This window comes from Paraglaciecola chathamensis S18K6 (assembly GCA_000314955.1).
GTDB lineage: Bacteria > Pseudomonadota > Gammaproteobacteria > Enterobacterales > Alteromonadaceae > Paraglaciecola > Paraglaciecola chathamensis.
Genome location: BAEM01000007.1, coordinates 188,477 through 211,686, shown reverse-complemented (window position 1 = coordinate 211,686; position 23,210 = coordinate 188,477). Strand labels below are relative to the sequence as shown.

Genomic DNA, 23,210 nt, shown 5'->3' with positions numbered 1-23,210 from the left:
AATTGTCCTCTTATCTGCGCGGTGACGCTTGCATGCTGGTGGTTGTGGCTGATGGGGCCGCCGTAGGCATCGTTCCTTTCGTCACTTTTTTGTGGCTATGGCTCTCTGCGTGTTTACCGATGGCATCGTTGAACATCTGAATAGTTTCACTCTGAGCAGCATCGATAGACGTGGCTTGCGCGGTGGGTTTAGTACCCTTTTTCTTGGACGTTTCTCGACCTTTTGTTGCCCCCATAGCATGCGTGTTTTTGTTTTTGCCTCTAGCGGCATTTTTAAAGGCTTTAAACTCTTCAAGCGTTGTGCCTTGGGCAACATACTTTGAAATAGATGGGACACAGATCAGTTCGTCATTATCGAGAGGATTGATGACAGTGACCTCTGATATATCGGATGTGCTATACATCAGGTTGATTTTGCGTGCACCGGGCCTGTTCTTATTTCTGCGAGCCAATGCATGGCCTAAGTTTTGAAGCTCTGGGCAATTGTATTTCACTCCATTGAGTGAGAAGCCGAGTGCTGGCGAAATGGTGCGCTCAGCACGCAACCCGTGAAATTGGTCGAGGTTGCTAAAATCACACAGGATTGGAGGTGGACAGCTATCTTTGATCGCTTCCCACGTCTCAATCGGTGACCAGTCATCCAAACCTTTATGCGGGTTATGGTGATAGATGCTCAGAATGTAGGTTTCTAGCTTGGTTTCAAATTCATCCTTGCTCAGTTGAGCAAGCTCTTCTAGTGTATTATCTAGCTCTACACCGCGAACGCGGGGGGCAACATACCCCGGAAGTGTATGCATACATTGCATCTTTAGCGTGCTAAAAAAGCGCTCAACAAACGGTTTTTTCCATGGAGACGCCTTCTGTGTCACATGATGCTTAATAGTGTGTGTGCCCATCATCATTTGCACTGTCATGGCGTTAAATGCGGCACCAGAATCAGATACAATACTTTCCGGCTTACCGCCTAAAGGGAAGTGTATACCCGTATGCTTCCCCGATTTGAACGGGTCGCAAATCTGCTTGATAAGCTGACAAACAGCATTGGCGGTTTCTCCCGGTTTGCCTTCGGAGTAATCCACGACATACCCAACAACCAGTCTTGTATGGACATCCAACGCTACATACACAATAGGTCGTTCATACGTGATGGTGCCATCATCATGCTTGACCTCAAGACAGATATTCGGGTGCACAGCATCGACTTCAACGCGCTCTAATGGTCGGTTGGTGACAATCTTGCTGTTAACAGAACGATGCTTCTTTCTGGCGGTCTTTACACCAAGGCGTGCCTTGTCAACTTCGTAGGCGTCGTACTTGTCTACATAGGCATAAAATGTTGAGCGACTCATGGGCTTTATCGTCGATATGACATCGCCTGTTTGGGCATTATCTTTCCTATTAGCACGCTCCCAATCAGGTTGATGCACTTTAAATGCATCCAAGAATAGCTGGTAAGTGTGTGCAACCGAGCAGCCATGTAGTTGTAGATAATTTTCTGCAATGACTTCATCTGCTAATGCTTCACATTCCCGCGTGAACTGGCTGCGGCGGCGCTCTTTACTCTTGTTTAATACATAGGAGACGCTATTGCCGTTATCTGCCCATTTTTTGTACCATCGCTTTGCAGCAGACGCACTTGGCTTTACTCCTTCAAGAAGACCATGCTTTGACACTGCGTGCTCAATGGCCTGTGCAGCAATACGTGCAGACATTGGAATACCAGACTCATGCATAAACGTGAGGGTGGTTTGGATAAAATGGTATTTATCGCTCATCACTGTATCCAAGATGTTTTTAACAACATTCACCGACTTGGCTTGCAGAATTTTAAACTCACCTTCCGCATAGGCATCATGCAACTGATGTGGCGCAAACATCTTCAAACCACCCTCATCAAAATCCATCACGACATAGCGTTCATTCACTTCATCAATGACCCCGGTGAGGCCACGAAACTCACATGTAGATTTTTTAGGAATAACTAACATACTCATATTTACTTGCTCCAACTGATGATGGTGTGTGAAGAAATCGCTGGGTTGCCGCCAAACGATATGGATGAATAGTGTTGTGCTAAAAAAGCCCACACGATGGTCTTATCTGCGCCTTTTTGGATAAAGCGAGTTTCTAGTGCGTGGATAGACATATCTGATTTATACAGAGCGCGAATAGCCATTTTCTTTAGCGCATCACTAACCTTGATACTCATGTATTTGTAGAGGATGTGACGAGTTTCATGAGCAGGATCACTATGGATATCGTCGGATGTAACAAGCGTCAAACTTGAGTTTTGATGTGTCTGCAATAAGTGCGACAGATGCGAAATCTTATCGCGCAACGCTGGAGAGCCGGCATATTTTGCATCTTTTACTTCGATATGCTCTATCTTGCCATCCTGACGTATCAAGGCGATATCAGAGGTGTAGCGGCGCTTTTTGCCTTTGTACTCATAGGTGAAACTGATTGGCTGGGTAGCGTATTGTTTAACTGAACTATCAAACTCTAAGTCAATGAGGAGATCACATTCCCAGCGGCTATCGCATTCAAACGTCGCGAGGTTCTTGATTGATGTAAAACGAATTCTTGGATTGAAAAGCGTCGCGCCTTTAATACATCGTTGCTTCATCGTATTCACCTCTATGGTTGTTGTTTTTCTGTGACTAACTCTTCACTTTTTAACTCTTTGGACGATCAAATGTTGTTCAAAATCCAAACTTGTCAAATGTAAGTAAGCCACTTTTTATTTTTTAAATACTTGATATATATACTTATTTATTCAAAGTATTAGTTCACTCATACCTATGTATTTGAATCAAAACCTAAAATGCAGTCGTTTTAATACATAATCTAAATTAAGTGCGTAAAAGTCATAATCTGCATGTTTTTTAGACTATTTTGTCACATGCCTAATTTGGGCTTTTTCTTACTCTATTAACAACGAGTGTTTGGGAGTTAAAAAGCGAACAAGGTAGTGAAAATATTTTTTCTAGCTAAACCGTTCGTAAACATTGCTTCTTTGCTCTTAGTAACGAGTGTTTAGGAGTTAAAAAGCGAACAAGGTAGTGAAAATATTTTTCTAGCTAAACCGTTCGTAAACATTGCTTCTTTGCTCTTAATAACGAGTGTTTGATAGTTAAAAAGCGAACGACAGGTAGAAAATAACTTTGGAGTGAGAGCTAATGATGGATTGTTCAGACCTTTAAATATCTATGCATCAGCGGCGTAAGGGAACATGAAAAATAACATATTAGGAAAGAATAATAATGAAACCAACAACAGTTGAAGATGCGGCAGCGTTGATATCGATAAATGAGGGGTTTATTAAAAAGACTGAAGCGTTAGTAAGAAATAATCTTGGCTCACACATCAAAAACTCAAATGTGTATTTTGAAATTGCGTCTGAGGCGAGAGCTGATGCTGTTGAGAAGTTGTTGAAGATAATTAAACGTAAAGGAAAAAGTTGGCCACTATACGAACAGGCTCTTTCTTCATATGGTGAGGAAGATTGCTTGACGACAAAATATCTCTATACATCGGTTCGTCGATACACAACTACAAGGCAATACTTTTGGGGAAAAGATAAAGAGACAGGTATCCCTCGTTATAAAGCGAGGCTTACTGGGCCAAGCTCGATTGATGAGAGCGAAGGACAAAGCCACGATGATTGGCTTGAAACACTTCTGGAAGCAAATAATTCGAACCAAAAGGCGTTAGACAAACAACTATCGGACGTACTTGAGGTGCTCAATAAAAGTGATATCCCCAGTGAGCTTTTGGAAATTGTAAAAATGCGAGGTGAAGGGAAGACCTATCCTGAAATTGCCGAAAAACTAAATATGTCCAAAGACGCTGTCAGGATGAAGTTCAATAGGGCGAAAAGCACTTTGTTGGAAACGTCGGAGTTATAAGGCGTTGATGTTAGGTGAATGGCCCATGAGCTATAACGACAAGTCGGTGGGGGGCGAGAAAACTGAAGCTTTATCCTGTGAATAACAAATTCAAAGCAGATGTTTTGTGTTTGGATTTTACTTGGTGTCGCGGTGGTTTTATTTTTTACATTGAAAAATTTTTGGTGGGTTTTTTAATAGCTGCTAACAGCGGTATTAAATGCATAGGAGGCTTTATGGAAAATCGATGTGCCATGACAGGACGGGTGGTTGAAGGTTCTTCTGATGCCATCTGGGATGATGGCGAGTGGATCAGTTGGGAGTGGATGAATGAGCAACTCCATGAGCAAGAACTACGAACGAGATATCCAAATGCAGATACACAATTGGTCGAAATATTTGAAGCGCTTGTACACGACGCTGTTTGTTATAAGCAACATACAGGGAGATATCTCCCTATTTTCGGAGAGCTTGGTGAAATATTTGCAGAAATAACATTCGGAATCAAGCGGCATAAGCCACGAACCCAAGGTTCTGATGGTCGTTTAGGAAACGATTACATTGAAATAAAAACGATTACGCCAGAAAAGAAAAAAGAAGTCGTTAGCGTAAAACGCCAAGGTAATTTTAATAAGTTGTTAGCTGTAAAAATTAGTGAAACCTTTGATTTCGAAGCAAGAATTGTCGACCGGAAAAATATGTCAAAAGGTGATGGAAAAGTAGCCAAAGTGTCTTGGTCTTCAATGAAAGTTAAGAATATTTTAAATAATATTCCTGCGGATTCATAAAAGTCTGGTCGGTTTGACTTAGCTGCAAGTTAACATTCAAAATTGAGCCTTTATTGGATTAGTTTTGCACCTAATGTTGCCCGCAGCATTTAACGAAATAACATTTATTTGCCAAATTAGTTCGGTCAATTTATGTGTTAAAATGTGGAAAAAAATAGTATAAATTTACTTTACTACACGAACAATAATCAGCTTTCAAAAATATAAGGAAAAGAATATGGCTAATTCAACTGAGCAATATTTCTGTGATTGCTTTGGATGTGAGCGCCCAATCAACACTGGTGAGAATGTACATAGCATTAGTTACACGTATGAAAAAATCGAATCAAATTTTATTGTGCCCGAATTTGGGGAAGCATTAGGTACTTGGTGTAATGATTGTTTTGTTAAAATGAAGGCGAAGGGAGAATGCAAATTATCACTAGATCATTTCTAGATGGCAAAATCTAATAGCTGCTTTTCCCTCAGTGTTGTAGACACTTAGCTAGCCATGCTGAAGTAGTGGCAGCTAAGCTACGCAAACAGAAAAGTTTAACTAGCAGTATGACACTATTTGCAACCAGCTCACCGCACGACACTGAAGGCTATTTCAGGAAGTCCCACTTTCATCACTTTGCTGTACCTACTAATGACACGATGAATATTCTAAAGGTTGTTGAGCATGCGATGTCACAGTTATATAAGCCTGACGTGCGATATTATAGGTGCGGGGTGGGTTCGATGGGTTACACAATGAAGCGCTGTTTCAATACGATTTGTTTACCCCCCCAAATGACAACAATAAACTCATGTCTTGCATGGACAGAATCAATGCGAAATATGGCCGCTCAACGGTGCACATCGCAGCTAAAGGGTTTGAGCAAAAGTTTGCCATGCGGCGATCTTTCTTATCGCCACAATACACAACAAAGTGGAGCGATATACCAAAGATAATTTGTTAGCAATTGAGCATACATTTTTCTACTGTCGCATAAATGGTGACCGTCCGTTTTGAGCGATAAGCGGTCATTCAGCATAGTTCGTTTGACGGTCTGCTGAAGACAAGGAGCGGACGTTCAGGCCACACGGTTCTTGATTCCGGTATGTGCCAATGTGCAGATCATCATTCGACCTTGATTGAATTGGTGTTAATTTTAGTATTCCGGTGAATAAGCTTCTTATTGGTGAATATACAGTTCAGTAATCATTTTCAATTGTTTTGAATTTCCAGACGAAGAGCACCGTACCTTTTGCAATACGGTGCCTAACCATCATACTTTGATTAGTTTCGAATGCATGATCCGATATAAAACCGGTAATATGATCAACGTTAAAATAGTGGACGAGATGATCCCGCCAATCACCACCGTTGCAAGCGGTCTTTGCACTTCAGCCCCCGTTCCGACATTAAGTGCCATGGGAATAAAGCCTAAACTTGCTACCAGTGCTGTCATCAAAACCGGACGCAATCTTGTGATAGCTCCGTCAACGATTGAGTTAATTAAGTCACCTGTTTCTAGTACTCGCTGTTTAATAAATGACAACATCACTAAGCCGTTTAGTACCGCAATACCAGAGAGCGCAATAAACCCAACTCCGGCAGATATAGACAGTGGCATGTCACGCATCCAGAGCGCGAAAACACCACCCGTTAAGGCTAAAGGCACGCCAGTGAAGATGATCAAGGCATCACGAAATGAGCCAAACACCACCACTAGTAACACAAGTATTAGAAAAAGCGTGGCAGGCACCACGATAGACAGTCGCTGACTGGCACTTTCAAGCTGCTCAAACGTGCCACCATAATCCAGCCAATAGCCTGCGGGCAGTGCAACCTGTTCGGTTATTTTTATTTTTGCTTCGTCAACAAAACTCCCTAAGTCGCGTTCTCTGACATTGGCGGTAACCACGACTCTACGCTTACCGTTTTCTCGACTAATTTGATTGGGAACAGACGAGTAACCCAGTGTAGCGACTTCTGATAACGGTACAAATTCCCCATCGGATGTAATAATAGGAGTGCTGCCAATGGCATCTAAATCTGTGCGCATACCTTCATCAAATCGCACAAGCAACTCGAATCGTCTATCTCCCTCAAAAATTAAGCCAGCGGTATTACCCCCGATAGCTGACGCCAACCACTCCTGCAAATCGGCGACGTCCAATCCATAACGTGCCAACTCGACTGGCTTAGGGTTGATAGTGAAGATAGGAATATCATCGACCTGCTCAAGTCGTGCATCCGCCACGCCGTCTATTGATTGCAAAACCGTTAAGATGTCGTTTGCAGAGGCAACAAGCGTGGTTAAATCATCTCCAAAGACTTTTATACCAAGGTCAGCCCTTACTCCACTTATCAACTCGTTAAAGCGCATTTGGATAGGTTGGGTAAACTCATAGTTATTGCCTGTCACCGCTTGTAAGTCTCGCTCAAGGGTTTCTACGAAATCCGCTTTTGACAAAGTTGGATCTGGCCATTGCGCTCGTGGTTTTAGCATCACAAAGGTATCGGTTACGTTGGGCGGCATCGCATCGGTAGCTACTTCTGCGGTACCGGTTTTCGCAAAAACTGTAAGTACCTGTTCGTATTCCATCAGGGTAGATTCAAGTGTTTTTTGCATTTCGACGGCTTGCTCAATACCTGTGCCCGGTATTCGCATGGCGTGGAGTGCGATGTCTCCTTCGTCAAGCTGGGGAACAAACTCAGAGCCTAGTCGCGCTGCCAGCAATAAGCTGCCTACTACTAGCACGACTGAGCCGACAAGCACTATCCAGCGTAATTTCAGTGCAAGGTGAATGATGGGGCGATAGGCGGATTTGCCTGCAACAATAATAAAGCTTTCTTTTTCACTGACTTTTCCGCCCATAAACATCGCGACTGCCGCTGGTACAATGGTAATAGAGAACAGCATCGCTGCTATCAGCGCCATGATGACCGTTGCCGCCATTGGCTGAAACATCTTGCCCTCAACGCCTGTCAATGAGAACAGCGGGATATACACCACAGTAATAATCAATATACCGAACAAGCTAGGACGAATGACTTCGTTGGTCGCTTGAAAAACCAGTTCTAGCCGCTCTTTTAGTGGCAAGACTCCACCTGTGCGCTTCTGAGACTCGGATAACCGCCTGATACAGTTCTCTACGATGATCACCGCACCATCGACAATTAATCCAAAATCCAAAGCCCCAAGGCTCATCAGATTGGCAGACACACCGGTATTAACCATCCCTGTGATGGTCGCCAACATCGCTAGCGGAATAACTGCCGCAGTGATGAGCGCGGCGCGAATATTGCCAAGCAATATGAACAAGATCACTATGACTAATAACGCCCCTTCTACTAAATTCTTCTGAACCGTCTCGATAGCTTTATCGACCAGTAGGGTGCGGTCGTAGACTGGCTCAATGACAATTCCATCAGGTAAGCTGGATTGAATGTCCTTCACCTTTTTGGCAACGGATTGGGCAACGGCTCGTGAGTTTTCGCCGACTAGCATCATTGCTGTACCTAAAACGGTCTCTTCACCCTCCTGCGTTGCCGCACCCGTTCTCAGCTCCTTACCAATAACTACACTGCCAATGTCTTTCACCGCAACGGGGACAGTATTAATGCGTTTTATTACCACATTTTCTATATCGCTAAGTGTCTGAAGTTGACCTTGTGAGCGCACCAGTATTTGTCGCCCATTTCGCTCAACAAACCCCGCCCCCTGATTCGTGTTGTTTCGCTCCAGCGCACGATGGATATCACTTAGACCAATGTCAAAATTCAGCATTTTCTGTGGTTCAGGATTCACATGATATTGTTTTACGTAACCACCAATGGCGTTGACTTCAGTGATCCCCTTAACCAGTGCGAGCTGCGGTTTTACGATCCAGTCGTGTATCTCGCGAAGCGCCATGGCATTGTACGGTTCACCGTTTTTTTGCATGGCATTTTGCTTGGCTCGCAAGGTGTACATGTAGATTTCGCCTAACCCAGTAGCGATAGGTCCCATTTCAGGCGCTAACCCTTCAGGTAGCTGACTTTTGATTGCACCTAATCGGGTATTGATGAGATTACGCGCAAAATACAGATCAGTGCCTTCATCAAATACCGCTGTTACCTGAGATAGCCCGTAGCGAGATAAAGAGCGGGTGTAGGACAGGTCAGGTAATCCCGCCAGTGCTGTTTCTACTACGAATGTGATCCGCTGCTCGGTTTCCAAAGGCGAATAACCCGGTGCTTGTGTATTGATTTGCACTTGCACGTTGGTGATATCGGGTACCGCATCGATAGGTAATTTTTGATAACTGAATATCCCCATGCCCAGCACAAGGAAGATCAACATTAGCATTATCCCTCGTCGCTCTATGGACAAACGTAAAATGGATTCAATCATGTGTTCGCCCCCCAATAACAGAGACGCCTGACCAAATAGATAGCATTGAGTTATTAATGATCATGACCTGCCTCCGACTTTTCTAAATCGGCTTTAAACAGGTAGCTGTTCTGGCTGACAATCACATCTGCAATGTGCAGACCTGATAACACTTCAATATTGTGGTTATCTTGTTGACCTAAGGTAACGGGCACGGGACGGTATTCGTCACCTTCTTTGACAAACACGACAGAAGCATCCTCAAACTCTTGAATCGACGCTTTAGGCACCATCATTGCGACATCAACGGTGTTGATAGTGACAAGGCCTTTGATAGCTGCGCCAACCGGCCATTGACCTGAGGTATTGGATATTTTGGCATACGCCAAGACATAAGGCTTTTCATCGGGTGAGGGTAAGATATGTTGGATAGTGGTGTCTAACGCTGCCCCTGACAGGCTAAGCTGAACGGGTTGCTGCTCTGCTATATCTGATAGCTGTTGTGGGAAGACTTTAAGCTGTGCCCACACGTCATCATAGTTTGCGATTGAAAATAGCACTTGGCCATTTGATAACTCGCCTTCATTGGCATGTCTGGCAATCACGGTGCCTGAAAACGGCGCGGTAACGGGATAGCTTTTCAGGCTTTCGTTGGATTCAACTACCGCCAGTGTCTCGCCTTTTTTAACGTTGTTACCTAAATTTGCATTGACCTTGGTCACCATACCGTCGAATCGTGCACGCACATGACTCAGTGAAGCAGGGTCGGTCACAATATTTCCGTAGACAGTGGTGGTAATATTGAGATTACCCGTTTGCACACTTTGCGTCATTACGCCCATTTTTTGCGCCAAGCTATCTGACATGAATACGCGTTCATCCTTATGGGCTTCCTCTTTACCATGCTCGCCTTCTGCTGCTTGTATTGTGGTGCTTGAAAAAAATCCCAAGGCACTGCAAACAATGAAAACTAACAGCGTGTTTTGCTTCTTAATTAATATATTTTTGTTCATTTTGCTTTTCTCGAAAAAGAGGTGTTGATCGTATCCACAAGAGGCTGTGCAGTCAGTGATTCGATATCTGCACCACGCTGATGAGCTTGCTTCGCTGATTGAATTAAGGCTTGTTTGGCATTGAGTAGTTCTTGACGTGTACTCACCCATTCAAGGTAGCTGAATCGTCCGTTTATATAGGCTTGCTCTACTAATTCCAGCGCTTGAACTAAGGGTGGGATAATAGAGTTTTGCAGTGTCTGTACATTGAGCAGCGCATTGTTTCTGATCATCAAGGCCATATTTAGCTGATGGTATAGGCTTTGCGTCGCTGACTCTTTTTGTTGTTCTAGCTGTGCCTGAATTGCTCGCTGCTTTTCGTACTCGCCAAGATTTCGGTCACCGGCAAACAGAGGCATACTCACGCCTGCTACAAAGGCTGTTTCATCTATGCCATTCATGCGCCTAATACCAGCCGTCCAGCTTAAATCCGATTGATTAGCTGCTTGAGTAAGACGGACTTGAGAAGCCTGCAATCTCGATTCTTGCGTATAGACCTCAAGATTGGGACTGTCCAATAAGGTGGTGAAAAGCGCGGTTAACGAAGGAGACGATTGCAGCGCAAATAAGTCTCCCTCCACATCAGTAAAAGTGGGATCTTTTTCCCCCCACATAATAGCCAGACTATTTATCATGGCTTGCTTAGTTTGCTGTGCGGTCACCACATCCAATCTGGATCTTGCTAAAGCTGCTTCAGCGCGTTTCTGTTCAAATGCAGGGGAAGCACCTGCATCCACGCGTTTTGTGACAGCTTGATAGGTATATCGAGCAAGTGTTTCTGCATCTTTTTGCGCGTCAATTAACGCTTGTTGCGCCAGTACATCGATGTAGCGACGTGTCACTTCAGCCAGTACATCCAAGGTGTGCACTTGTTTTTGCGCTTCGACTAAGGTGGATTGCGCCTTAGCAAACGCCTTACGCGAGTTGAGTTTATTGCCCAATTCAATGACCGACGACAATGTGAGAGTCAGCTCGGTGTCCTTAATGCCAGAGACCTCGCCTGTTCCTAAGAAGTTTTCCACTTCAATGCCTACGTTGAGGGCTGGTTTAAGAGACGCAGTTTTGATTTCTCCCTCAATTGCTTGTTGCCTATATGTGAACTCATGCAATTCGGGCGAATTCGCTAATGTTCGCTGTATGACGCTTTGCAAGGTCATTTTGCGATTGGTGATACTGTTTGTTTGTGCTACTACCACGGTGTGTGTTGTCAGAAGAACAAGCATCGTGAAAATCACCCAAGCGTGCACACGCACAGGGCGGCTCAATGAAATATGCATCATTGTTTTATTCCTAAATTATCAAAAATATATATCGCCAAGCTGTTGGCGAACGGTGTTTGATTAGTTCAGGGGTTATGCTTTAGGTGGGCGTAGTAATTGCGTGACCGGTGCATCTACTACTTTTGATAAGTAATAGAAACCGTGATGGGTGGCAACCGAAGCAAGTTCAATTGCGGTGTTATTTCCAAGCCATTGGGCATGGGTTCCATGACAGTGACCACAATGGTGGCAATCAGCAGGATTGTGAGAAATATCTACGGGGGCGTTATCAGTATCAAGTTGTTCGTTAGATTGCAGTTGAGCATGCGTCTTCACAGAAGCGGTGTTATCTCCCGCCTGATGTTCATGTAATTCGCTTAGATGTTGCGAATCAATAGCATGAAAATCCAAGGACTTGGCGACAGCAGAAAACGACTGAAACAAAATCAGCGAAATCAACAGGTAGCTTGTCACCCTTACACTAAACATATCTATCTACTCTCATCTTTTTCATATTAACAGGTATTCGAACTAAGACCAATCGACCAACTGATACAAAGTGTTTCTATCATTGGATTACACATCACGGCAATCTTCATCGGCAAATTCGATTTCTATCGTAGTGTGCACAAAATCGAACCCAGCTAGGCCGTGACGAAGTTGTTCCTTGAGTTTCTTAAGTTGAGATACAGAAATATCATCATTCAGCTCCACATGGACAGTCATAACGCTGTGCTCTCCATCCAAAGACCAAATGTGAAAATGATGGATATCCATCACATCATCGCTAGACATAAGCACTTTATGAACCTCTTCCATTTGCTGTGCGTCAGGTGTCGCTTGTAAAAATAGCAGTAAGGTTTCTTTTAGATTTCTAATGACATTAAATAAAATGAATAATGTGAAGCCAATAGATAAAATGGGATCTAAAATCGCCCAAGGCTTGAACATCAGCACAATCGACACGATCAGTACTGCGACCCATCCCAGAACATCTTCGAGCAAATGCCAGTTTAATACTCGTTCATTTAAGGAGTTTCCTTCCCTGAGTTTATACGCTGCAAAGCCATTGACTGCTATCCCGAATATAGACAACCCTAACATGCCTTCCACTTGGGGCATTTCAGGGGCCAGTAATCGTGGAATAGCTTCGAACAAAATCCAAATCGAACCAGCCGTTAGTACAACTCCATTAATTAACGCCCCAAGGAGTGAAAAACGCTTGTAGCCGTAGGAAAAAGTAGCATTTGCTTCTTTATCACTGAGTTTATTTAAGCCCCAAGCAGTACCAATGGATAAACTATCGCCCAAATCATGCACTGCGTCGGCCATTATAGCCGTGCTGTTTGTCAGCCATCCGCCGATAAATTCAATGATAGTGAATACGACATTCAAGAAAAATGCCCAGCCAATACGTTTTGATGCGCTGTTATCACTTTGACTGTGGTTATGATTGTGCATGGTTGATTTTGTCCAATATCGCTTGATTTTCAGCGTTGATTGGCAGTCGCTTAAAAGGGCTGATGTCAGTGCCGCCTGTATTCCCTTTAGGTACAAGGCCGATAGCTGTTTTGGTTGCAGCACCAACTATTCTTATTACTTGTCCAAAAACGGCTCTCCAATCTTTGTTTAGAAGGCCATGTCGCAGCATTTTATAATGAATTAAACAATGGTAATAAGTAGAGTGCTGACCAATTACATGCGCATCCTCCAGCGCTGCAAATGCCTGCCTCTCATTATTGTTAGACATTGCATCTGAGTAATCTGTCAATTTGGAATCGATATGCGGCTTAACGGCTTTATTGTATGTCATAGTGGTTCACCCACTTTACCTTTCTGTACTTCGTTATTAAGTACTTCCTGCTTGGCGTCTTTCAGGATCATCCACGCTCCGCGCAGCACGACAACCGACACGATACAGCCGATAACCAGATCCGGTACTCTGCTATCAAGCCATACCACTAAAACTCCGGCTATGATGACACCCATGTTGGCAATGACATCGTTAGCTGAAAAAATCCAGCTAGCTCGCATATGTACTTCGTCATTTTTATGGTTTCGAATAATCATCAAGCAAGCGACATTTGCAATTAGGGCAATGAAACCCATTCCTATCATTAATGATGAGATAGGCTCACTGCCCAAGAATAATCTTCTGGTAATATCAATGAGAATGATCACGCCCAGCAATAACTGAAAGTAACCACTGATTTGCGCAGCTTTGGCTTTGTGAAGTATAGATTTACCCACAGCATAAATACCTATGCCGTAAACAACCGCATCCGCTAGCATGTCCATAGAGTCTGCTATCAAAGCAGTAGAGTCAGCCAAAATACCCACGGTCATCTCAACGAAAAACATCGTCGCATTGATACCTAGCAGCCAATACAGAACCCGTTTTTGTGAGGCATCTTTGATTTCCACTTCACAGCCGCATCCACTCATTGTTCAACTCCTATTCCCAAAACTATAGCTACAGTGTAAAGTCTATACCTAGTATAGGGTCAACAGCACAAAGGCACGTTTATGAAAATAGGTGAGCTATCAAAAAAAAGTGGGTGTTCTATTCAAACGATCCGTTTTTATGAAAAACAGGGGTTGTTTGAAGCTTGCAATCGCAGTGAAGGTAACTACAGAATTTACGACGCCTCATCGTTGAGGGCACTGCGATTTATTAAACAATGTCGCTCATTAGATTTGACCATAATAGAAATTAAACAGCTGTTGGATACAAAAAATAATCCCAATAAAAGTTGTACTAGTGTGAACAATTTGATCCATCAACATATGGTTGACGTCACGCATCGCATTGCAGAGCTTGAGGAGCTAAAGCTTACCCTATCTGAGATGGCCTCGGCATGCACAGATAATAGAAAAGTTAAAGAATGTGGGGTATTGCAGTTGCTTGAAGAGTGATACTGATATCTATAAGTCTTATCGTTTTACCTTTGCCTACGGTTTCATAAGGTTACAGGTTCGACGAATTGAAATTCGATAAAGTAACCAATATACAATAAATAGCTACGTCCGCAATTTTGGGCTAAGCAGTCGTTCGACTGAGGTAGGTCGAACGACTGGTGATCGCTCTTTGTCGCTGCTCTATTGTCAATGTGCCAATGACCGCTTAACGTACACAACTGCCGTTCAAATTTCAAAACTTGAACGGCAGAAAATAGCACTCAGACGACTTCAAGTCGTCCACCATACGTTCCAAAATGGAACGTATGGTGAACTAATGTTTGTATTGTTGATAGTTTTAGCCTTGTTAATATTCGCTGTCCGGGCCACCCAAAGCCCCGTGTAACTTTCTTTTTTTGCACCAAGCAATCGCTAGGCTATCGAACACTTTTGCATCGATGGCTATCTGGACTTGATGAAATTGTTCACTTTTAAATACTTGATATTCCTCTGGATTATCAATCTGAATCAGAACCGGGTTTTGATTCTCATCATCGAAACTCATCTCCTGATAGCCACCCACGCTAGATTCGGTTGGACAATAAAACCATTCTTTAGTACTCATAATTTTCCTTTGCTATTTATTAACGAGTCTCCATCACTTACAGATACATCAAACACTGCGTTGTCTAGTAAAAATTTAGCGGCTACTTCCAAGAAATATTAAACGTAATAGACTCTTCTCCAGTCTCTCCCTCATCAAACACGTCACAAATATCTGAATGACGCTCCGCGAATTTGATGACTCGATGATTGAATCTCCCGACATCTTTTGCATATCGACAAAATAATCGTATAGATAGATTTTTGGTATCCGTTATCGCCCGCACATTGTTCATAGAATTATCAATATTGAAGTGATTGGGATTATCGAGTGGATAAGCGTCACGAGCGTTAAACTGTTCTTTTGATAGCAACTGAACAGTGCTGAACAGATGTTCAGAGCCATTTGCTTTTAGATATTGGTGGCAGTAAGGCATAGTAGTTAAATTTAGTAATCTATTTGTCAGATTCACGTTCGGGCTTGATTTCTGCCACGATAAATTTGCCATCTTGCCAGTAGCCAAGTTCAATATTTCCTGATGGTAAATGTCGTCTCAATCCCCTTGGGAATTTTGGGTCGGGTTCGTATAGTGTGTGCCCCTGTTGAAGGAGGGTACGAGCTAAATCCCCACTCTGAGAATCGCGTTCAATAACATAAGAAAGTTCTAAAATATCGATGGGTGTATCTACGTTTTTTTTCATAATTTTAGCTCCATAAGCTTGTCCAGCCAAAGACCTTTAGGTCTTCTATGACAACCTGACAACGCTTCGATATTTTGAAAGTCTAAGCTGTATACCTTCTTGTGTTGATACCAAATATCTACCATGTAAGCTTTTTGGCCGGGAAGGATTTCAGCGCCTGAGAATGGCGTTGTGTATACGATACTTAGTTCATCTTTATCGAACGCTTGGGCAAAACCGTTTAGATTTTTGTCCTTCAACGGATAACCTTTATTCGTGGTCAACTCGATGACTTTTTGAACAATTTTTAGGTTTATGTTTTTGCTCTTGGTTGTCGTCGTATTTTCTGCGTTCATAGGTGATTCCGTCATTATCTGAATCGAATAATTTACTCAAAGCAAGGTAATAGGTTTAGCTTGGTACTGTACAGAGAGATGTAAGGTGCTTGATTAAAAAATAGGCGAAGTACACAGGTTTTTCAAGGGTGAAAAATCAATAACTATCTGTTTAATAACAAAAAAAGTATAAGTAATCAATAGGTCGAAGAGGCAAGTGAAAATTACAATAGGTGCTAAGTAGTTATAAAGTAATTGTTTTAATGGTACTTAGTTATGAAGTTATCGTGGGATGAAATTAGCCATAGATCAATAGAGTAAATGTTAGGTTTTTTCTTTGTTTATTGCTGCCCAGACGTCATGAGAAACGATTTTTATTCCGAGTTGCTCGTAAGTGTTGCTTGGTCTCCAGCTACGATGCATTTTATTTAGCTGACTATCTTCTTCTTGAGTGATCCACACAACGCGATAAAAACTAACTAAAAGGTGATAATAAGTGGACTTATCTATTGGCTCATGTGAGTGAAAAACGTCTCTGAAAAAAGATATTGGTGTCCAGTGTTCGTATCGAAGGCTTTTGAACGCTTCCCTCGTATTTTTGTCTTTAACTTCGAAGGGTAATTTGCCTGAAATGTCTTTGTAGTTCTCACTTTGTTCTAGTAATTCAAGCGCTTTCTCTGAGATAAAAGGAAAATCTTTCCATGGCCACTCCCTAACAACTTCATTGCCAACAAATGCGAGAAATTTATCACCATAAAGCTCAGTGTTCTCAAAGTATATTTTATGGAGAAGCGCGAGAACTTCCGCTAGATGAGACATTCTTTTTTGTATATTTTGGGCTAATTCAAAATCAGACTTTAGAACCCCATCAGACAAATCACACGAGGGGCGTTTACTCATTTTAAGTTGCTTGGTGCCATTTTCTTCCCAGTGCTTTCTTATCTCTAATGCTTTTGCTTTTGACACAGTTTAACCTTAATTGATTATGATACTTAGTGTGTGGAGGGTTAGAATTTACGTGGAAGACAGGGTTAAACATTTTTATCAAGCCATATCTGAACATCATCTCCGTTACGTACCTGCAACTTGAAATGTTGGTTCAGCCAATCACAAGTTATTTTGTATATAAGGATTAATCTAATAGGTTGGCTAAGTGATAATGCAAGAATGAAATTCTTGTTTCGTTCTAACATTTGAAGCTTATAAGTTTTATTTTGAACGCCAGCGGAGTAATTAGCATGGTAGAAGTCTAATTGAAATATACGACCTCCTTTTGGCGTCACTGCAATTATTTTAATTGGGGAGTAAGACCTGAGATCATCACCAAACTCTTCTGCAATGAATTCTGCTGCATACCAGTGCATCGGCTCTAGTGATATTCGACTCAAAAATAACTCCTTATTCTCTGTCATTCCCGCTAAATCGGATGACTCATCGGAATAATTCCACATTACTTAAAACTTAACAAACATTATGGATGATCAATTTTCGGTTTTTAAATCCTGCATTTAGACCACCATCTATATACAAATAACGATCATTTATCGACTGAGCTGGTTTTACGCTACATTGTTCGTTTAAAAACGCGGAAAGCACCTCTAAAACTGGTGAAGGAGCATTAATTTTTCGTCACGCTAAATGGTTAGAACGAAGATAACTTAAAATTAAGTTATTATGACTACTTTACAACCGTATTAAAATAAACCACACTGGTGTCATCATACGCTTAAATAATTTAAAAATGCTTGAGAAACTTGGGTTTGCACAAAAACAGCGTCTTGCATATATAGACTTCTCCCTCATGTTTAAGGGCGCAATCTTTAGACAAGATTTAATCAATCGCTTCGAAGTAGGGCTGTCAGCTGCATCTCGTGATTTGACGATATATAAAGATCTAGCGCCCAACAATCTACACTACGACACTAAACAAAAACGCTATTTTCTAACTGAGCAATTTAAACCAGTATTTGAACACGACGCTCAACGTACCTTAGTAAAATTAGCCAATGATATTTCTGATGGTTTTGATGCAATTGGTGACCTTCACTTTCCAGTTGAAGCTCCATCAAGCTTGAATGTGCCTGATATTTTTATCGTAGCTAGATTGGTACAGGCCATCTTAAATAATAAAGCGGTAAGTGTTATTTATACTTCGTTATCGAGTGGCTCTGGCTCACGAGAGTTAGTGCCGCATTCTATCGTTGATAATGGATTACGTTGGCATGTACGAGCGTTTGATCGCAAAAGCCAAAGCTTTCGCGATTTTGTGTTAACGCGCATTAGTAAAGTGACGTTAAAAGAAGCAGGGAAAGAGAGCGAGCAAGCACCAGCAGATGACGCATGGCAGCGCCTAATCCCTCTGCAACTCGTGCCGCATCCCAAAAATGTAAAACATGCTACCGCCATTGAAATGGATTACGGCATGGAAAATAGCCAACTTTTGATCAATGTTAGGGCGGCAATGGCAGGATATCTACTAAGGCGTTGGAATGTTGATTGCACCGAACGAGGCATACTTGAAGGGGCTGAATATCAGTTATGGCTACAGAACCGTTTTACTCTCAATAAAGTCGATAATTTGGCAATAGCGCCGGGTTATAATTAAAGGACTAATATAGACAATGAGTGCAATAGTTAATCTAGCATTACTTGAGTCGTTAAAAGCTCATGATTTTAAAGATGAAATTGATCTCTACATACCATTTCTAGCAAATACGATTCTACAGATTGATGAAATTCCGTTTAACGCTGCTGCACTTGCCAAACAGTTCAAGCAAAAATTTGGTTTTAAACCTCCTGAAGCGGTTATAAAAGTACTTCTTGTTAGAGCAAAAAAGAAAGGGCTAGTCCGGTTAGAAAATCATCTATATGTACCTCTGCCTAAAGCCTTAGCTCCGTACCGAGAAATATATGATAGCAACAGGGAAAAGCTACAAGTAGCGATCGATTCTGTTATTGCAGATCTCGTAGGCTATGCAAAAGAACAATTTGACAAGCAGATTAGCCCAGAACGAGCTGAAGGGTTATTGCTCAATTTCATTGAGAAAAATGTATCTTCATTAATAACTCATAAGTCACCAAAGCAGCGTAAAGAGCACGCAATTAAAAATGAGGCTTATGTAATTGCTAGCTATATAGCATCCGTTTCAAAATCTAACTCACGCAACTGGGAAGGGATACAAACACTGCTAAAGGGAGTAGTGTTAGCAAACTACCTTTTTTTTGCAGACAAAACAGCAGAAAGTTTAGCGAAGCGTAAATACTCTAATTTATCCGTATATTTAGACACACCATTAATCATCGCTTATTTAGGGTTTAGCGGGAATCTTTCACAGACAGTTGTGAAAGAACTGATTAGTTTACTGTCTAAGCTTGAGGTTAAGATATTTATTTTTGATCGAACATTGAGAGAGATTGAGAGTCTGTTTGACGCGTGGATAAGAGACTTTCGTAAAGGTAACACTGATAACTTTAACCCTTCTACTTTACACCTTTTAATCAGCAAAGGGCATGACGCCGCAAGTTTAGAGACAAAGCAGGCACTGATTGAGACAGAGCTGAAAGAAAACGGTATTCAAGTTAAATACGGAGCTAATCTAGATCACAATTATGTCTGTGATGAAAATGGTTTAGAAGAGCACCTGAAAAAAAATAAAGCTGTAAGCCAAGCAAAAAATGGAATAGAGCATGACGTTATTTGTATTTCGAGGGTTCATAATTACAGAAAAGGCAAGGCAGTAAGATCCTTAAGTGATACATTTTCGGTTTTTGTTACACCTAATACGTCATTAATCAAGTACGCAAACAGCTATTTATCTCACGACATTGGAACTGGTATACCCGTGGTAATATCCGAAACTTGGTTGACCACTATATTTTGGTTAAAACATCAGGACGCTTACGGTGACTTACCAACTCAGTCGCTAGTTTCGCATGCATATTCAACTTTAAATAAAGCTGATTCCGTATGGGAAAACTTTTTATTTCGTTTTAAGAAACTTAGTACTGAGGGAATTATTAGTGATGAAACGGTTCAACAAGTCCGTTATCACAAAAACTTACTGAAAGAGGTTAACGATTATTCCGTTGAGATCGGAGATGACTTTTCTGATGAGAATGTATTAGAAATCGTTAATCGCGTTAACGAAAAAAATGCTCAGGTTAAACAAGAAGCAGTGAGCAAAGCAGTAAAAATCGTTGAAGACAAACACAAGCGTTCCGAAGCACAACTAAAACTAGTTGCGTCAAAAGTATCTCGTATTGAAAGTGGTATCGAAAAAGTCGCATCATGGATAGCTGCACTTTTTACGATAGTATTAATTAGTTTCTTTGGGCTAGGCGCTTATTACTCGTTGATTGGAGTATCTTTGATTGGCGGCAATAGTAGTATTGCTTTACTAATAGCCTCTTTGATAACTATTTCAATGCACTTCTTAGGGGCAATTTGGGGTGTTACATTTACCTCAATTTTCAAGAAGTTATCCAAGTTAATTTCTGAAAAACTGACATCAATGATTCTCGAAGAGATACCATCAGATAAAGAACGCCTAGAGCCAGTCATAAAACCGACTGGTAGTGAATAAAATTAAAGTCATTAGACGTGAAGATTAAATCCAGCAAAAAGGACTAAGAATAAGAATGGTAGAGCAACACAAAAAAGCATTGGAAAAACAACTTTGGAATATTGCCAATGCGCTGCGCGGTAACATGAGTGCCGACGAGTTTAGGGATTACATATTAGGTTTTGTGTTTTACAAATACTTGTCTGAGCGTATGGATTTATACGCTGATGAAGTGCTAAAAGAAGATGGTATTAAATTCGATGCGATTGACGAAAACAGCGAGAAAGGTAAAGATTACCTTGATGCCATCAAAGAAGAGGCCATCGACCACTTAGGTTACTTTTTAAAGCCCAGCGAATTATTCCATGTACTGGCCAAAAAAGGTGAGAGTGGCGAATTTGTATTGGAAGCGTTAACCGAGGTGCTAAATCACATTGAACAAAGCACCATGGGTACGGCGGCAGAGGACGACTTCAATGGCCTATTCGACGACTTAGACTTAACCTCAAACAAGCTAGGTAAAACCGAAAAAGCTAAAAACGAACTGATTTCTAAAATATTGATCCATCTCGACGATATTGACTTTTTGCACGACGAAACCGAAATTGATGTACTAGGCGATGCCTATGAATATTTGATTGGGCAGTTTGCTTCAGGCGCAGGTAAAAAAGCAGGCGAGTTTTACACGCCACCAATGGTATCAAAGCTTTTAGCGAAGCTAGTGACCATAGGTAAGGATAAGTTGAAAAGTGTGTACGACCCTACCTGCGGTTCGGGTTCGTTGTTATTGCGCGTAGCAAAAGAAGTAAAAGACGTTGGCGGTTTTTATGGTCAAGAGTCTAACCCCAGCACTTACAACTTAGCGCGTATGAACATGATTTTACACGGTGTGCATTACCGCCGTTTTAACATTCAGCAAGACGACACTCTAGAGCAGCCACATCATTTAGATGAGCGTTTTGAAGCATTAGTAGCCAATCCGCCATTTTCAGCTAAGTGGAGTGCAGCCCATGGTTTTTTAACTGATGAACGTTTTCAGGATTATGGCAAGCTAGCACCAGCCTCAAAGGCCGACTTTGCCTTTGTGCAACACATGCTGCACCAGCTTGACGATAATGGCACTATGGCTGTGGTCTTGCCGCACGGCGTACTATTTAGAGGTGCAGCGGAAGGTCATATTCGTAAACACCTCATTCAAGAGAAGAACTGCTTAGATGCAGTGATAGGGCTGCCTGCTAATATTTTTTATGGAACGTCTATTCCTACTTGTATTTTGGTGTTGAAGAAAAATCGTCAGCAAAAAGACAATGTATTGTTCATCGATGCTAGCCAAAGCTTTGGTAAAGCGACTAACCAAAACTATCTACGTGATGAAGACTTAGCAGCCATTTTAGAGGCTGTGGAAAAGCGCGACCAACTTGAGACTGAAAAAGCCGATAAGTTTGCTTATGTTGCGCCGATTCAAGAAATTGCCGAAGAAAACGAATTTAACCTAAATATTCCAAGATACGTAGATACTTTTGAGGCAGAAAAGCTAGTCGTTCTAGAAGATATCGCGTGTGGGATTAAAAAGGTTAACGAAAGCATTATCGTTGTAGATAATAAAATATCTAAGTTTTGTGAAGAACTAGGTATACAGGCGGTTGTGTAATGAACCTAATTACCTCAAATTTGAGATTTAAAGATTTTTCGGATTCATGGTTGAAAGTAAAATTCCAATCTCTATGTATGAAGATCTCCTCAGGAAGAAGTAAAATTAAAGAAGTGGGCCAATTCCCTGTTTACGGTTCAACAGGAAAGCTTGGTTATACAAACGAATTTACGCATGACGGCAAATTTATTTTAGTCGCTAGAGTTGGCGCAAATGCAGGTCAATTAAACTGTGTGAACTGCAAATTTGGAGTGACAGATAATACGTTAGTAATTGAGTTAAATAACGAGGACGAGTTTCACTTTTATTTCTATCTACTGCAAAGTGTTAATCTGAATAGATTTATCTTCGGATCAGGGCAGCCTTTGATCACAGGTGGGATGTTAAAGAGTTTAAATATAATTCAGCCAAGCGTGATTGCTGAGAGAAAGAAAATCGCAGACTTCCTCTCTTCTGTAGACAAAAAAATCAGCCTACTAAAAGAAAAACATGCCTTGTTACAGCAGTACAAAAAAGGCGTTATGCAAAAGCTTTTCAAGCAAGAAATCCGCTTTAAAAATGACAACGGTAATGCATTTCCTGATTGGCTGGAAAAGTCTATGGGTCAAGTTTTGACACCTGAAATAAGAGAAATCCCAAAGCCAAATGAAAAATATTTAGCTCTAGGTATTCGGAGTCACATGAAAGGTACTTTTCAGAAGCCGGATTCTGATCCAAATAACATTGCAATGGAAAAGCTATATGTTGTTAGGCCTAATGATTTAGTATTGAATATTACATTTGCTTGGGAAGGTGCAATAGCGATTGCTTGTCAAGAAGATGATGGTGGGCTTGTCTCTCACAGATTTCCAACGTATTTATTCAAAAAAGACCAAGCAACTCATAGATATTTTAAACACATTATTCAACTAAAGAGGTTTAAATATCTGCTAGATCTAATTTCGCCCGGAGGCGCAGGTCGCAATAGAGTGCTTAGTAAATCTGAGTTTTTGAAGCTAAAGTGGGAATTACCTTCAATAGAAGAGCAAGAGAAAATAGCAGACTTCTTGGATGCACTGGATACCAAAATTGATGCTGTGAGTAAAAAAATCGAGCTAACCCAAACCTTCAAAAAAGGTCTGCTTCAGCAGATGTTTGTTTAACGCATAGCCA

Annotated in this window: 22 protein-coding genes and 1 pseudogene; 9 read left to right on the top strand and 14 right to left on the bottom strand. The window is 41.6% G+C overall.

Annotated elements, in window-relative coordinates:
- Window positions 1-10 precede the first annotated feature (10 nt).
- Together GCHA_RS02705 and GCHA_RS22300 are read right to left on the bottom strand one after the other, a co-directional pair.
- The gene (locus tag GCHA_RS02705) at window positions 11-1,993 is read right to left on the bottom strand and encodes a TnsB C-terminal domain-containing protein (RefSeq protein WP_007984767.1); all 1,983 of its coding nucleotides are present in this window, start codon (window positions 1,991-1,993) and stop codon (window positions 11-13) included.
- A gap of 2 nt (window positions 1,994-1,995) precedes the next feature.
- Window positions 1,996-2,625: a hypothetical protein gene (locus GCHA_RS22300; RefSeq protein WP_007984765.1), complete on the bottom strand. Its 630-nt coding sequence runs from the start codon at window positions 2,623-2,625 to the stop codon at window positions 1,996-1,998.
- Between the two features lie 637 nt (window positions 2,626-3,262).
- Between GCHA_RS22300 and GCHA_RS02695 the strand changes: the two genes are divergently transcribed.
- From GCHA_RS02695 to GCHA_RS23135, 4 genes and pseudogenes are all read left to right on the top strand, one after another.
- On the top strand, window positions 3,263-3,907 hold the full coding sequence (locus tag GCHA_RS02695) for an RNA polymerase sigma factor (RefSeq protein WP_007984763.1): 645 nt from the start codon (window positions 3,263-3,265) through the stop codon (window positions 3,905-3,907).
- A 77-nt stretch (window positions 3,908-3,984) separates the two neighbouring features.
- The gene (locus GCHA_RS02690; protein WP_007984760.1) at window positions 3,985-4,674 is read left to right on the top strand and encodes a hypothetical protein; all 690 of its coding nucleotides are present in this window, start codon (window positions 3,985-3,987) and stop codon (window positions 4,672-4,674) included.
- Window positions 4,675-5,175: 501 nt separating this feature from the next.
- Window positions 5,176-5,334: pseudogene (locus tag GCHA_RS23140) on the top strand (DinB/UmuC family translesion DNA polymerase); the annotation flags it as partial.
- A 128-nt stretch (window positions 5,335-5,462) separates the two neighbouring features.
- Window positions 5,463-5,615 carry a DUF4113 domain-containing protein gene (locus GCHA_RS23135; RefSeq protein ID WP_318248913.1) on the top strand — a complete coding sequence of 51 codons (153 nt, stop codon included), beginning with the start codon at window positions 5,463-5,465 and terminating at the stop codon, window positions 5,613-5,615.
- A 309-nt stretch (window positions 5,616-5,924) separates the two neighbouring features.
- Here the strand turns inward: GCHA_RS23135 and GCHA_RS02680 are convergent, their stop codons facing one another.
- The 7 genes from GCHA_RS02680 to GCHA_RS02650 all read right to left on the bottom strand — a co-directional run bounded on the left by GCHA_RS02680 (window position 5,925) and on the right by GCHA_RS02650 (window position 13,773).
- Window positions 5,925-9,038: an efflux RND transporter permease subunit gene (locus GCHA_RS02680; RefSeq protein ID WP_039991983.1), complete on the bottom strand. Its 3,114-nt coding sequence runs from the start codon at window positions 9,036-9,038 to the stop codon at window positions 5,925-5,927.
- A 53-nt stretch (window positions 9,039-9,091) separates the two neighbouring features.
- Entirely contained in the window at window positions 9,092-10,030 is a 939-nt protein-coding gene (locus tag GCHA_RS02675; protein ID WP_007984752.1) for an efflux RND transporter periplasmic adaptor subunit, read from the bottom strand.
- A complete protein-coding gene (locus GCHA_RS02670) occupies window positions 10,027-11,349 on the bottom strand; it encodes a TolC family protein (RefSeq protein ID WP_193362813.1) in 1,323 nt (440 codons plus the stop codon). Before GCHA_RS02670 ends, GCHA_RS02675 begins: the two co-directional genes overlap by 4 nt.
- A gap of 72 nt (window positions 11,350-11,421) precedes the next feature.
- Window positions 11,422-11,817 (bottom strand): hypothetical protein, encoded by a 396-nt coding sequence (locus GCHA_RS02665; protein ID WP_007984747.1) that lies wholly within the window; start codon window positions 11,815-11,817, stop codon window positions 11,422-11,424.
- Window positions 11,818-11,904: 87 nt separating this feature from the next.
- Window positions 11,905-12,789 (bottom strand): cation diffusion facilitator family transporter, encoded by an 885-nt coding sequence (locus tag GCHA_RS02660; protein WP_007984745.1) that lies wholly within the window; start codon window positions 12,787-12,789, stop codon window positions 11,905-11,907.
- Window positions 12,776-13,141, bottom strand: coding sequence for a DUF3703 domain-containing protein (locus GCHA_RS02655; RefSeq protein WP_039991981.1), 366 nt, complete (start codon window positions 13,139-13,141; stop codon window positions 12,776-12,778). Before GCHA_RS02655 ends, GCHA_RS02660 begins: the two co-directional genes overlap by 14 nt.
- A complete protein-coding gene (locus GCHA_RS02650; RefSeq protein WP_007984740.1) occupies window positions 13,138-13,773 on the bottom strand; it encodes a cation efflux transmembrane domain-containing protein in 636 nt (211 codons plus the stop codon). The genes GCHA_RS02655 and GCHA_RS02650 overlap by 4 nt, the downstream gene beginning before the upstream one ends.
- Window positions 13,774-13,854: 81 nt before the next feature.
- Between GCHA_RS02650 and cadR the strand changes: the two genes are divergently transcribed.
- Window positions 13,855-14,244, top strand: coding sequence for a Cd(II)/Pb(II)-responsive transcriptional regulator (gene cadR, locus GCHA_RS02645; RefSeq protein ID WP_007984736.1), 390 nt, complete (start codon window positions 13,855-13,857; stop codon window positions 14,242-14,244).
- 349 nt (window positions 14,245-14,593) lie between these two features.
- Here the strand turns inward: cadR and GCHA_RS02640 are convergent, their stop codons facing one another.
- The 5 genes from GCHA_RS02640 to GCHA_RS02615 form a co-directional block, all read right to left on the bottom strand.
- Window positions 14,594-14,851: a hypothetical protein gene (locus tag GCHA_RS02640; protein ID WP_007984734.1), complete on the bottom strand. Its 258-nt coding sequence runs from the start codon at window positions 14,849-14,851 to the stop codon at window positions 14,594-14,596.
- A gap of 434 nt (window positions 14,852-15,285) precedes the next feature.
- Window positions 15,286-15,531: a hypothetical protein gene (locus tag GCHA_RS02630; RefSeq protein WP_007984732.1), complete on the bottom strand. Its 246-nt coding sequence runs from the start codon at window positions 15,529-15,531 to the stop codon at window positions 15,286-15,288.
- Window positions 15,528-15,866 carry a hypothetical protein gene (locus GCHA_RS02625; protein WP_007984731.1) on the bottom strand — a complete coding sequence of 113 codons (339 nt, stop codon included), beginning with the start codon at window positions 15,864-15,866 and terminating at the stop codon, window positions 15,528-15,530. Before GCHA_RS02625 ends, GCHA_RS02630 begins: the two co-directional genes overlap by 4 nt.
- Before the next feature lie 303 nt (window positions 15,867-16,169).
- Window positions 16,170-16,811, bottom strand: coding sequence for a hypothetical protein (locus GCHA_RS02620; RefSeq protein ID WP_007984730.1), 642 nt, complete (start codon window positions 16,809-16,811; stop codon window positions 16,170-16,172).
- A 65-nt stretch (window positions 16,812-16,876) separates the two neighbouring features.
- Entirely contained in the window at window positions 16,877-17,233 is a 357-nt protein-coding gene (locus tag GCHA_RS02615; RefSeq protein WP_153810698.1) for a hypothetical protein, read from the bottom strand.
- Between the two features lie 353 nt (window positions 17,234-17,586).
- On the opposite strand from GCHA_RS02615, the gene GCHA_RS02610 reads away from it, so the two are divergent.
- The 4 genes from GCHA_RS02610 to GCHA_RS02595 are packed head-to-tail and all read left to right on the top strand — an operon-like array spanning window position 17,587 to window position 23,200.
- Window positions 17,587-18,450 carry a WYL domain-containing transcriptional regulator gene (locus GCHA_RS02610; protein WP_007984729.1) on the top strand — a complete coding sequence of 288 codons (864 nt, stop codon included), beginning with the start codon at window positions 17,587-17,589 and terminating at the stop codon, window positions 18,448-18,450.
- A 16-nt stretch (window positions 18,451-18,466) separates the two neighbouring features.
- Entirely contained in the window at window positions 18,467-20,428 is a 1,962-nt protein-coding gene (locus GCHA_RS02605) for a hypothetical protein (protein ID WP_007984728.1), read from the top strand.
- A 55-nt stretch (window positions 20,429-20,483) separates the two neighbouring features.
- Complete coding sequence (locus tag GCHA_RS02600; RefSeq protein WP_007984724.1) at window positions 20,484-22,058, top strand: type I restriction-modification system subunit M; 1,575 nt, start codon at window positions 20,484-20,486, stop codon at window positions 22,056-22,058.
- A complete protein-coding gene (locus GCHA_RS02595) occupies window positions 22,058-23,200 on the top strand; it encodes a restriction endonuclease subunit S (RefSeq protein ID WP_039991978.1) in 1,143 nt (380 codons plus the stop codon). The genes GCHA_RS02600 and GCHA_RS02595 overlap by 1 nt, the downstream gene beginning before the upstream one ends.
- The last annotated feature ends 10 nt before the right edge of the window (window positions 23,201-23,210 follow it).

Coding starts and splice junctions, on each gene's coding strand:
- GCHA_RS02705 (WP_007984767.1), bottom strand. CDS start 1,993: ATGAGTATGTTAGTTATTCCTAAAAAATCTACATGTGAGTTTCGTGGC.
- GCHA_RS22300 (WP_007984765.1), bottom strand. CDS start 2,625: ATGAAGCAACGATGTATTAAAGGCGCGACGCTTTTCAATCCAAGAATT.
- GCHA_RS02695 (WP_007984763.1), top strand. CDS start 3,263: ATGAAACCAACAACAGTTGAAGATGCGGCAGCGTTGATATCGATAAAT.
- GCHA_RS23135 (WP_318248913.1), top strand. CDS start 5,463: ATGTCTTGCATGGACAGAATCAATGCGAAATATGGCCGCTCAACGGTG.
- GCHA_RS02680 (WP_039991983.1), bottom strand. CDS start 9,038: ATGATTGAATCCATTTTACGTTTGTCCATAGAGCGACGAGGGATAATG.
- GCHA_RS02675 (WP_007984752.1), bottom strand. CDS start 10,030: ATGAACAAAAATATATTAATTAAGAAGCAAAACACGCTGTTAGTTTTC.
- GCHA_RS02670 (WP_193362813.1), bottom strand. CDS start 11,349: ATGATGCATATTTCATTGAGCCGCCCTGTGCGTGTGCACGCTTGGGTG.
- GCHA_RS02665 (WP_007984747.1), bottom strand. CDS start 11,817: ATGTTTAGTGTAAGGGTGACAAGCTACCTGTTGATTTCGCTGATTTTG.
- GCHA_RS02660 (WP_007984745.1), bottom strand. CDS start 12,789: ATGCACAATCATAACCACAGTCAAAGTGATAACAGCGCATCAAAACGT.
- GCHA_RS02655 (WP_039991981.1), bottom strand. CDS start 13,141: ATGACATACAATAAAGCCGTTAAGCCGCATATCGATTCCAAATTGACA.
- GCHA_RS02650 (WP_007984740.1), bottom strand. CDS start 13,773: ATGAGTGGATGCGGCTGTGAAGTGGAAATCAAAGATGCCTCACAAAAA.
- cadR (WP_007984736.1), top strand. CDS start 13,855: ATGAAAATAGGTGAGCTATCAAAAAAAAGTGGGTGTTCTATTCAAACG.
- GCHA_RS02640 (WP_007984734.1), bottom strand. CDS start 14,851: ATGAGTACTAAAGAATGGTTTTATTGTCCAACCGAATCTAGCGTGGGT.
- GCHA_RS02630 (WP_007984732.1), bottom strand. CDS start 15,531: ATGAAAAAAAACGTAGATACACCCATCGATATTTTAGAACTTTCTTAT.
- GCHA_RS02625 (WP_007984731.1), bottom strand. CDS start 15,866: ATGAACGCAGAAAATACGACGACAACCAAGAGCAAAAACATAAACCTA.
- GCHA_RS02610 (WP_007984729.1), top strand. CDS start 17,587: ATGCTTGAGAAACTTGGGTTTGCACAAAAACAGCGTCTTGCATATATA.
- GCHA_RS02605 (WP_007984728.1), top strand. CDS start 18,467: ATGAGTGCAATAGTTAATCTAGCATTACTTGAGTCGTTAAAAGCTCAT.
- GCHA_RS02600 (WP_007984724.1), top strand. CDS start 20,484: ATGGTAGAGCAACACAAAAAAGCATTGGAAAAACAACTTTGGAATATT.
- GCHA_RS02595 (WP_039991978.1), top strand. CDS start 22,058: ATGAACCTAATTACCTCAAATTTGAGATTTAAAGATTTTTCGGATTCA.